The organism is Planktotalea sp., from assembly GCF_049680325.1.
Taxonomy (GTDB): Bacteria; Pseudomonadota; Alphaproteobacteria; order Rhodobacterales; family Rhodobacteraceae; genus Planktotalea.
This window is the reverse complement of the sequence record NZ_JBAUHO010000362.1, coordinates 1-10,382: the sequence shown is the minus strand read 5'-3', so window position 1 is coordinate 10,382 and position 10,382 is coordinate 1. Positions and strand designations below refer to the sequence as shown.

The 10,382-nt window shown below is 57.1% G+C and carries 11 protein-coding genes and 1 pseudogene; 5 read left to right on the top strand and 7 right to left on the bottom strand.

Translation table 11 applies throughout. From position 1 onward, the window contains the following. From WBC85_RS16350 to hrpB, 4 genes are all read right to left on the bottom strand, one after another. Positions 1-196: hypothetical protein (locus tag WBC85_RS16350; RefSeq protein ID WP_424439774.1), on the bottom strand; the 196-nt coding region annotated here is incomplete at its 3' end. A gap of 104 nt (positions 197-300) precedes the next feature. Continuing rightward, on the bottom strand, positions 301-1,782 hold the full coding sequence (locus WBC85_RS16345; protein ID WP_424439771.1) for an inorganic phosphate transporter: 1,482 nt from the start codon (positions 1,780-1,782) through the stop codon (positions 301-303). Between the two features lie 110 nt (positions 1,783-1,892). Then, positions 1,893-2,351, bottom strand: a complete 459-nt coding sequence (locus tag WBC85_RS16340) for an NUDIX hydrolase (RefSeq protein ID WP_424439768.1) — start codon at positions 2,349-2,351, stop codon at positions 1,893-1,895. 69 nt (positions 2,352-2,420) lie between these two features. Further along, complete coding sequence (gene hrpB, locus WBC85_RS16335; RefSeq protein WP_424439765.1) at positions 2,421-4,850, bottom strand: ATP-dependent helicase HrpB; 2,430 nt, start codon at positions 4,848-4,850, stop codon at positions 2,421-2,423. 84 nt (positions 4,851-4,934) lie between these two features. Here hrpB and meaB point away from each other — a divergent pair, with 84 nt between their 5' ends. The 5 genes from meaB to WBC85_RS16310 all read left to right on the top strand — a co-directional run bounded on the left by meaB (position 4,935) and on the right by WBC85_RS16310 (position 8,152). Continuing rightward, complete coding sequence (gene meaB, locus WBC85_RS16330) at positions 4,935-5,915, top strand: methylmalonyl Co-A mutase-associated GTPase MeaB (protein ID WP_424439762.1); 981 nt, start codon at positions 4,935-4,937, stop codon at positions 5,913-5,915. A gap of 4 nt (positions 5,916-5,919) precedes the next feature. Further along, complete coding sequence (locus WBC85_RS16325) at positions 5,920-6,714, top strand: alpha/beta hydrolase (RefSeq protein ID WP_424439759.1); 795 nt, start codon at positions 5,920-5,922, stop codon at positions 6,712-6,714. A 159-nt stretch (positions 6,715-6,873) separates the two neighbouring features. Further along, positions 6,874-7,164 (top strand): 50S ribosomal protein L28, encoded by a 291-nt coding sequence (gene rpmB, locus WBC85_RS16320; RefSeq protein WP_424439756.1) that lies wholly within the window; start codon positions 6,874-6,876, stop codon positions 7,162-7,164. A 100-nt stretch (positions 7,165-7,264) separates the two neighbouring features. Next, the gene (locus tag WBC85_RS16315) at positions 7,265-7,612 is read left to right on the top strand and encodes a hypothetical protein (RefSeq protein ID WP_424439753.1); all 348 of its coding nucleotides are present in this window, start codon (positions 7,265-7,267) and stop codon (positions 7,610-7,612) included. A gap of 42 nt (positions 7,613-7,654) precedes the next feature. Further along, entirely contained in the window at positions 7,655-8,152 is a 498-nt protein-coding gene (locus tag WBC85_RS16310) for a copper chaperone PCu(A)C (RefSeq protein WP_424439750.1), read from the top strand. An 88-nt stretch (positions 8,153-8,240) separates the two neighbouring features. On the opposite strand, the gene WBC85_RS16305 is transcribed toward WBC85_RS16310, so the two are convergent. The 3 genes and pseudogenes from WBC85_RS16305 to WBC85_RS16295 form a co-directional block, all read right to left on the bottom strand. Beyond that, entirely contained in the window at positions 8,241-8,927 is a 687-nt protein-coding gene (locus tag WBC85_RS16305; RefSeq protein WP_424439747.1) for an NAD-dependent deacylase, read from the bottom strand. Positions 8,928-8,963: 36 nt separating this feature from the next. Next, positions 8,964-9,275, bottom strand: a complete 312-nt coding sequence (locus WBC85_RS16300; RefSeq protein ID WP_424439744.1) for a hypothetical protein — start codon at positions 9,273-9,275, stop codon at positions 8,964-8,966. Between the two features lie 143 nt (positions 9,276-9,418). After that, positions 9,419-10,382, bottom strand: a pseudogene (locus tag WBC85_RS16295) (hypothetical protein); the annotation flags it as partial.

The following is a 10,382-nucleotide window of genomic DNA, read 5'->3' as shown; positions in this document are numbered from 1 at the left end:
GATCTGGGTTTTCGCTAAACTTCAAAGCAACGCCGCCAAGTGTGCTGGTCACTTCGGCATCGCTCGCAAGCGTTTCATAGTCCGTCGCGGTACTGGCAACGCTGCTTGTCGAGCTGCTCGTAGTTGTCGTGTTACACCCCGCCAGCGCGAGGCATGCGGCGCAAAAGACACCGACTTTCAATGCTGGAATAGCCATGGGTACGCTCCAAAACGGACAACAACTCCGACCCACTTTAGGGGCGATGGGCCAGAGTTGATACCAAAAGCAGAAGGGATTTCAGCGTTTGGGCGATAAAAAGCCTAGCTGGCAATCGCATAGAGTATGCTGAAAATAATTCCGGACATAAGCGCGGCTGCGGGAACCGTAATAATCCAAGCCGCAACAATCGTCATAAAGTGAGAGCGGCGCACCAGCTTGCGACGACGACGCTCGATAGGGGCGATTGTTCTAGCTTCGGGAAGCGGGCCTGACGCACGTTTCAATCGGCGCTCCATATGCCATTCGCGGTAAAACCCGACGCCAAAGATGCCGCCCACGGCAATGTGGGTCGAGCTGACAGGAAGGCCCAGCCAGCTTGCGATAATCACGGTAATCGCGGCAGATAAGGCAACGCAATATGCACGCATCGGGTTCAGCTTGGTGATCTGGCTACCCACCATCCGGATCAGCTTGGGACCGAACAGAAACAGACCGAAGGAAATACCAAAGGCCCCAATAACCATAACCCACATCGGGATCGCGACCTTGGATGAAAAATCGCCAAACTCGCTGGCATGAACGATTGCAGCCAATGGGCCGACGGCATTGGCGACATCGTTTGCGCCATGGGCAAAGCTTAGCAGCGCGGCAGAAAAAACCAGCGGAATACCAAAGAGCACTTTCAGTGATTTGTTCCGGTTCTCCAGCCCTTGGGACTGGCGAATAATCAGCGGGCGCGTGACGAAATAGGTGATAATTCCAAACGCCACCCCGATCAGAAGAGCGGTCTGAAGGTCGATTTTAACGATCCGCTTCAGACCTTTCATCGAAAGATACGTCGCAAAAACGCCTGCCATAATGGCGATAAGGACAGGCACCCAAACGCGCGCGGCTGCGATCTTGTCTTCGCGATAGATGATGTTGTGCTTGATAAATGCAAGGAAAAGCGCCGCGACCAAGCCGCCCAAAACAGGGGAAATAACCCAGCTCGCAGCAATGGTGCCCATTGTTGGCCAGTTAACAGCAGCAAGACCTGCGGCCGCAATGCCCGCGCCCATAACGCCGCCAACGACAGAATGGGTCGTCGAAACAGGCGCGCCAACATATGTCGCCAGATTCACCCACATCGCCGAACTGATAAGCGCAGCCATCATCGCCCACATAAAGACTTGCCCGTCTTCTACGGCTTTCGTGTCGATAATCCCTTTGGAGATGGTCGAAACCACGTCGCCGCCCGCCAAAAGCGCGCCCGCGCTTTCACACACAGCGGCAATCGCGATTGCGCCGCCCATCGTCAAAGCGTTTGCGCCGACCGCAGGGCCCATATTGTTGGCAACATCATTCGCGCCGATATTGATTGCCATATAGGCGCCAAACGCCGCGGCCGCGGCAACGATCATCGTGCCTTCATCGCCGCCAAACCAGATAATAGCAGCCAAGCCAGCAAGCAAAATGAATGCGAAGGAAATACCAAGGCCGACCATCGGGCGCGACACATAGGCTGTCGCCATTTCAAGCTGGCTGATCCTGTTCAGATCTCGATCAAGGGTTTTCCACGGGCTACCGAGCGGGTCTTCGGCCATTTCGATCTCTTTCGCATGCATTCTTGTTGCAACGCGGGTAGAGAGGAAAGTGATTCAAGACAAGGGTTAGCTGGCCTTGAACCCGGTATTGGTGCGACGCTGCAAGCGCGCTAGAAGCGGAGCAAAATGTCCTGCAAGCCAGGTTCATCAACCATTTCAGCGGCTTGTGCGGGATTTACCCATTTGCGCGTGCGTTCTAACGCTTCGGGAAACTGGTCTTCAAGATGATCGACCTCGATTGCGTAGACCTGAGTTGCGCAATTCACTGTCGCTCCGCTATCAAGGCGCTTTTCGTACTGATAGGTCCCCAGCGGTTCAGGCGTAATATTCGCAGCCCTGACGCCTGCTTCCTCCCACGCTTCTTGCGCGGCGGCTGCATTTGCCTCTAACCCGTCGATGGGCCAACCTTTGGGCAAAATCCACCGCTTGGTTTCTCGCGACGTAATCATCAGAACTTTGCGCTCAGCGCCGTTTCCTTGATAGCAAATCGCAGCGACCTGAACCCGGTCCGGTCGCTGAACCATCGGTTGCACAACTTCTTTCCACGCTGTTTTCAGAATGTTTACCATAATCACCTGCCATGTCGTTTTTTGTTTTTAGCACTGATACCTTAACAGATTGTTCGGAAAACACAAATTTTACTGCCCTTTTCGTTTTGCGCGTAAAGTTGGGTCAGCTTCGCGCGGGTTCTCCGGCCAGGGGTGTCGCGGGTAACGCCCGCGCATATCCTTGCGCACATCCCCATAGGACGTATCCCAAAAAGCAGGGATGTCTGTGGTGGTTTGAACGGGTCGCCCAGCGGGCGAAAGAAGCGTCACACGCAGGGCTTGGCCCGCAACAATAGGGTGCACCGTTGTGCCGAACATCTCTTGCAGGCGCAGTTCGATCTGCGGTTGACCGTGGGTGTAATCCACAGGGATGCGTCGCCCAAGCGGTGTTGTAACGTGAGACGGAGCAGCTTTTTCCAAACGTTGCGTCTGCTCCCACGTAAGGTTTGATTGCAGCGCCTCAGATAGATTAAGCGCCTTGAAAGCTTCGGCATTTCTGGTGGTGCCCAGATAAGGAAGCAACCAGTCCTCGATCCGCTCAATCAAGGCTGCGTCACACATATCGGGCATGTCCTCACCGGCAGCGCGCAACAGCTCGACACGGGTTCGAAAACGCTCGGCGGGGGCAGAAAACGTCAAACCCAACATGCGCACGCCATCAAGCATCGCTTCGGCAATCATATCTTGGGGCGCATCTTTCCAAAGCCGCTCGCCAAGTACCAAAGCGCCAAGCGTTTCGCGTGATTGGGCAATCACACGGCGCTCGCGTTTGGACCAGGCACAGGCGTTTTCCCACGCAATCTGATCGCTAAAAAGCTCGCGAATTTCGCTCGGGCTGATTTGCACAGCTTGGCGGATCTGTGCCTCTCGTGGATTGCCATCGGTATCGCTGACAACAACAAACGGCGCAGCGCTTAGACTATCGCCATCGGCCATCACCGCACCCTTTCCGCCGGAAAGAACATAACGCGGCGCATCGCCCTTGCGCCGTTGTCCAATGCGATCCGGATAGGCAAGCGCCACCATCGCGCCAAGGCTATATGCCGGGGCGCTTTGCTCCGGGACCAGCTTTTTCAAGCGCGTGGTTTCCTGTCGAAGACGGGCAGAAACCTCTTTGGGCAAACGCCCGTCGTTTAGCGCCCTGATGCGCAGGGACAGATCACAGCCAGCGCCCCGCCCAAGCGGGTCACGCTCGCTCAAAAGCGCGGCAACAGCAGCGCTTTGTGGCCCTGCATGCATCAACATATGCGCAAGGCGCGGATGAACGGGAAAACGCGCAAGCGCTTTGCCATGCCCCGTCAGGCGGCCATCAAGTGTGAGCGCGCCCAGTTGCTGCAAAAGCAGCTGGGCTTCGCCAAGTGCTGCGGCTGGCGGCGCGGTCAGGAATGGCAGGTCTTCAGGCGGCGCACCCCACAGCGCGAGCTCTAGCGCAAGTCCCGTCAGATCGGCGGTTTCAATTTCTGCGGGCGCGAAAGCCGGTAGCGTTCCGTTCTCGGCCTTTGCCCATAGCTTATAGGCCTGCCCTGCGGCGACGCGCCCAGCACGCCCCGCGCGCTGGGTGACTTCCGCGCGCGAGGCCCGTTCCGTCACAAGGCGCGCCATGCCCGTCCCCGGATCAAATCGCGCGCGCCGTGCCAAACCACTATCGACAACAATGCGAATATCTTCGATCGTCAGCGAGGTTTCTGCGATCGAGGTGGCAAGCACAACTTTGCGCCGCCCGTCTGTTTCCGGCTGGATTGCAGCGCGTTGATCCTGAAACCTCATTGCGCCAAACAGCGCTCGCACCGCGACATTCGCAGGCAGCCGTTTTTCCAGCAAGGCTTGGGTGCGACGGATTTCACCTTCACCGGGCAGAAAGGCCAGAACGCCGCCAGATCCGCCTGCAAGCGCGGTGTCGATAAGTTCCGCGATACCAGCTTCCAACCGACGATCTTTACCAAAGGGCCTTGGTAGATAGATATCCTCAACCGGAAAGCTGCGCCCTTGCGACGTCACAACAGGCGCATCACCAAGCAGGGCTGCAACAGGGGCCGCATCAAGCGTTGCCGACATCACGATCAGCGCAAGATCATCGCGCAGCGCGGCGCGGCACTCGATGCACAGCGCAAGGCCAAGATCGGCGTTGAGCGAGCGTTCGTGGAACTCATCGAAAATCACAGCGCCGACGCCCGAAAGTTCGGGATCGGATTGAATCATTCGCGTCAAAATCCCTTCCGTGACCACCTCGATACGCGTGTTCGCTCCTATCTTGCGCGCGCCGCGCATTGCATAGCCCACCGTTTCGCCTACGGTTTCGCCCATCTGTGCGGCAAGCCGTTCAGCGGCGGCGCGCGTGGCAAGGCGGCGCGGCTCAAGCATGACAATCTTTCCGCTGATCTGCCCCGAACGCAGCAAGGCAAGGGGCACGCGGCTGGTCTTGCCCGCACCCGGCGGTGCCTGAAGCACAGCGCGGCCATGCGTCTTTAGCGCTTCCAGAAGCTCTGGCAGAACCGCGTCGATGGGCAACTTATCTTGCATCCGCTACATATCGTCCAAAGCGCAGGGCTAGACAACGCTTGCGTGCTCAGGGAAAACCAAAAGAATTTCGCGAAGGGCTGCACCATGGATATTCAAACGCTTGCTGATGCGGTCAAGAACGGCGAACGCCGCGCCTTGGCCCGTGCGATCACTTTGGTTGAAAGCGCGCGCGCCGATCACCGCGCGCAGGCCGCAGAGTTGTTGGAGGCCTTGGCATCTAGCGGCAGGCAAGCGCTGCGTATTGGTCTTTCGGGAACGCCAGGGGTCGGGAAATCGACCTTCATCGAAAGCTTCGGCATGATGTTGATCGGGCAGGGCCTGCGGGTTGCTGTTCTGGCCGTCGATCCAAGCTCTACGCGCTCTGGTGGCTCGATCTTGGGGGACAAAACCCGCATGGATCGTCTGTCGCGTGAAAAAGCCGCCTTCATTCGCCCATCGCCATCGCAAACCCATCTGGGCGGCGTCGCGCGCCGTTCCCGCGAAGCCGTGGCAGTTTGCGAAGCTGCCGGTTTTGACGTGGTGCTGATTGAAACGGTTGGTGTCGGCCAGTCTGAAACCGTCGTCGCGCAAATGGCCGATCTCTTTGTGCTGCTGCTGGCCCCGGCTGGCGGGGATGAACTGCAAGGGGTCAAACGCGGCATCATGGAAATGGCGGACCTTATTCTGGTGAACAAAGCCGACGGCGATCTCAAAAGCGCCGCAACCCGCACGATGGCTGATTATGCGGGCGCATTGCGCCTGTTGCGCAAACGCGCGCAGGACCCGCAAGACTTCCCCAAGGCAATGGCCGTGTCGGCACTGGAAGAAAACGGACTTCAAACAGCATGGGACGAAATGACGACGCTCATTGATTGGCGGCGTGAGAACGGCTTTTATGATAGCACGCGCGCAGAACAGGCGCGGTTCTGGTTCGAGGAAGATGTGCGTCAGGCGTTGCTGGCGCAGCTGACAACGCATGGGCCGCTGCGTGATGCCATGACGGATCTTGGTGGTGCAGTCGCACGGGGTGAACTGACGCCTGCGCTTGCCGCTCAAAAGATGCAGGGCTTGCTACAAAGGACATAAAGCAGTGCACGAGCGACGGATTTTCGATGGCGCGTTCTTGCGCGCAACGCTTTTTCGGGGCGGCTCTGAAAAGCTGTTCGTTAGTTTTCGCCAGCGCCTTGGCCAGGACGGTGCCTTTGATGATCCAAAGCCAAGCATGAAATTTATCAAAGAAGGTTACGCGCATCTGCATCTGCAATCGCGTTTCAATGATTGGTATATCAACCGGGAAACCGAAGCCCTTGAAACCAGACTGTCAGAGTTGAAATCATACGGGCGGCGCGTTGGTATCGGGTTTTCGATGGGCGGCTATGCTGCAATGCGCTTTGCGCCAGTCCTGCGCCTTCAACATCTGATTGCAGTGTTAGCGCAGTTTACCATCGATCCCGCCCTTGTTCCGCAAGACAGACGGTATCGCCGGCACGCGGCAGGTTTTGACCCCGTTCTTGGCCGCATTGACGAGAACCGCGCGCTGAAAGGCGCCCTTCTTTTCGATCCTGCGCACGCGCTGGACAAGTTGCACGCGCAAGAATTGAAGCTTTTGTGCCCCAATATGGAGCTGGTTCCGGTGTGGGGCGGGGGACATCCCGCGACGGGGGTCATTGGATCGATGAAACGATTCCCCCGGGTCCAGCAACAGCTGGTGTCAGGAACGGTGAATTCTGCGGCTTTACGAGCGCTTCATCGTGAGTGCAGACGCAATTCACCACTTTATTGGACCCATTTGGCACAGGCCGCGCAAACGGCTGGGCGGCGTGACTTGGCGCATAATGCACTGGTAATGGCCGAGCAGTTGACGCAAAGCGGCGAAAAGAGCTGAAACTGTCACCTAAAAGACAACGGCAAAGGCTGTGAATCGCTTGACGCCTATGTGTGAAAGTCCTAGGAGAACCGAACAGATTTATCGCGCTGGCGAAAGCCGCGCCCATTTTTTGTTTGCAAAGGTTCGCTTTGCAACAAGCAACACGAGGAAATGCCCATGTCGCGCCGCTGCGAATTGACCGGAAAAGGCCCGATGACGGGCAACAACGTAAGCCACGCTAAAAACCGTACACGTCGTCGGTTTTTGCCAAACCTGAACGATGTTACGCTTCAGTCCGAAACACTTGGTCGCGGCGTTAAGCTGAAGATCAGTGCCTCTGCGCTGCGTTCTGTCGATCACCGCGGTGGTCTGGACCAGTTCCTTGCAAAAGCGAAAGACACAGAGCTGTCTGATGGCGCTTTGAAAGTCAAAAAAGAGATCGCGAAAGCGCAAACGGCAACAGCCTAAGCACTTTGCATCGTTACGAATTTTGCACCCCGTGGCTATCGCTGCGGGGTGCTTCTTTTTGCGCGTTGAACAACACAACAAGTCGGCTTAAGTGACTTGTATGAAGTGGACTTCGCATATTCTGGGTGCCTGTATGGCGCTTGTCATTGCGCTTACGGCGCAAAGCGCTGCTGTTGCCCGCACAATGCCCGATGCGGCAGGGCAAATGGTGCTTTGTACGGGCACTGGCCCGATGATGGTTTACTTCGACGAGAATGGCGAACCGACAGCGCCGCCCCACCTGTGCCCTGATTGCGCTTTGTCGCTCATCATCTCTTTGGAAAATGCTGAACTGCTCATAGCGGCATCTGGCGCTTGGCTCAGTCAGCGCCATGAACTGGCAACGGTTGTCGGCCCGATCCTGCATTTTGGCACACCAAAGGCACGCGGTCCTCCCGTTTGGATTTAAGACCAACCGATTCTTGATTTCAAACAAACAAGGGGACACGAGATGTCTTTTACTTCCAAATTCTTGGCGACTGCTGTTGCCGTTGCTATGGCGCTACCTGCATTTGCAGATGGCATGATGATTAATGACGCCTATGCGCGTACGGCAATGAAAGGCGGCAAGTCTGGCGCAGCTTTCATGCAAATCATGAACCACACTGACACCGACGACCGGCTAATCGGTGCGGCGTCAGACATTGCCAAAAAAGTCGAACTTCATACCCATAAGGACATGGGCGAAGGCGTAATGAAAATGGTGCACGTTGAAGAGGGCTTTGCGATCCCGGCGGGCGGCATGCATGCGTTGGCCCGTGGCGGCGATCACGTGATGTTCATGGGGCTGACCCAGGACATGATCCAAGGCGAAACCGTCGAGGTAACACTGACCTTTGAAAAGGCGGGGGACATTGTCGTGCAAATCCCTGTTGATCTGGAGCGTCAGGACCACGGTGCCATGCAGCACAAGAAAATGGATCACTCCAATACCGGGTCAGGTAGCTAGTTGAAGGGTTTGGATGGGGGCGCTGCCCCCGTCCGCCAGGCCGGACTCCCCCGAGGTATTTTTCGACCAAAGAAGCGGGGGGCGTTTTCTAAAGCAGGCTATCGACCCAAGCGGGGACAGTTTCCGTGGCCAAGCCCAGAATGGTTCGGGTGAACTGGGTGGCGGTGACGCTGGCTTGCAGGTTAATCTCGACACTCTGCGCGCCAAAGGCGTTTGCCTCCTGCACAAAGCCAGCGGCAGGGTAAACGTTACCCGATGTGCCGATCGCTGCGAACAGGTCTGCCTCGCTTAGGTGTTGATAGATTTCATCCATGAGGTAGGGCATTTCGCCGAACCAAACGATGTCCGGGCGCACCGTGCGTTTTTTGCATTGCGGGCAGGGCAAGGTGACATCCATTGCCAATGGCGCAGGCCAACGCGCATCACAAGATGCACAAAGTGCACCGTCCAGCACACCATGCATATGCAGCACGGCGCGCGCGCCCGCGGCCTCATGCAAGGCATCGACGTTTTGCGTAATGAGAATAACATCGCCCTGAAATTCTTTTTCCAGTCTCGCCAGCGCAAGATGGGCTGCGTTCGGCGCTGCATTGCGCGCTTGTGCGCGACGGGCGTTATAAAAGCGGTGCACCAGGCCCGGATTGCGCGCGAAACCCTCAAGCGTTGCCACGTCTTCGATACGATGCTGCGCCCAAAGCCCGCCTTCGTCGCGAAACGTACCAAGACCGCTTTCAGCGGAAATGCCAGCGCCCGTCAGAATGACAATTTTCTTCATCGGATAGCCGCGTTGCGATCCTAGCGCGCTAAAAACTTAAGAGCACATCTGCTGCGCACGCGCGCCAAACTCTTTGTAGCGCTTCCAGAACACTTCGTGGCTTGTGCGGTCCGATTGGCGAATCTCTTGTGACTTGTGCGGGTCCCTGAAGAAGGTCGCTGCCAAACGCTGATCCGAGGAACTTAATGTGCCTTTTGCGGCTTTCTGGATGCAGCTGCAAAGCGAACGATTCGCTGCTTTGCGCTCGGATTTCATGCAAGCGCGCTGCAAAGTACCTGCCTCTGCCGTAGTTGGAACCACAGGCGCTAGTGTTGCTGCCAAAACAGCGGTCAAAATGATGTGTTTCATTGTCTCTGCCTCTCTCCAACACAGGCGTGGATCTTACTGCCCATCGTCTCACATGTTGGCTACTCTCCCCTTAATTATAGACTAAAAACAACAAAGTTTCAATTCCAAGCCAGGATCGGCGAAGCTTTGCCAGTGGGATGCGCTTATGGGCTGAGCCAGATGTAGAGCGAGACGAGCAAATCCTGATAGCCAAAAAGTAACGGCCCGATCACGGAGGACCAGAAGAGCCAGCCAAGCAAACCCAGAAAGAACAGCGGAAGAAAAGCGCCAATCAGCCAAAATGTGGACAGCAGGCCAACCGCGATGAACCCATCAAGCGCCGTGCCGGAATGGGCGGCTGTGATGCGATCCGCAAGCCAGCTGCGCGCAGCAAGGGGCGCAAAGGATTGCCAGCTTAGCCCCACGATCATCAGATGCAAAAGCGTCGGGATCGCGGTGGAAAACAGCATCGCATAAAGCCACCAATAGGTGCCGAAATCCACCTTATGGGTCAGAAGGCCCCCAAGATCGGCAAAAGGCACGCCCGCCAGTGCCTGCATCGCGACGATCACCGCAACGAATGTCGCGCCAAGGCCGAGGAACAGAACAAGCGCAATCACCGCGTCGCATATACCCCGGTAAACGGGGTTTGAGGCCCGTCCGCGCTGCGCCAGCGACAGGGTCGCGCCGTAGCTGATCGTGTCGAAAAGCGCATTGATCAGCGGCGCGACACCCAGAAACAAAAAGATGGCGGTGGCGCGGGGCAGCACGTCCTGTGCGATGTCGGCCCATGGCAGAAAGTGGAGCGCAGCAGCGATGGCAATGGCTGGCCATGCGATTGCAAGCAACGCGGCTTGCCTAAGGCGATTTTTTTGGACCAGATATTCGACAGCGAATGCGCCTGCGACTGCGGCTGCGACTACGACTGCGAATGCGCCTGCGCCTGCGACTGCGGCTGCGAATGCGACTGCGGCTGCGAATGCGACTGCGAATGCGACTGCGGCTGCGACTGCGGCTGCGACTGCGACTGCGGCTGCGAATGCAAGAGGTGGAAGATCCAGAAGCGACAACAAACCCACATAGGCAGCAAATGCCAAAGGTGTCAGCCAGCCCGAAACACTTCGAACG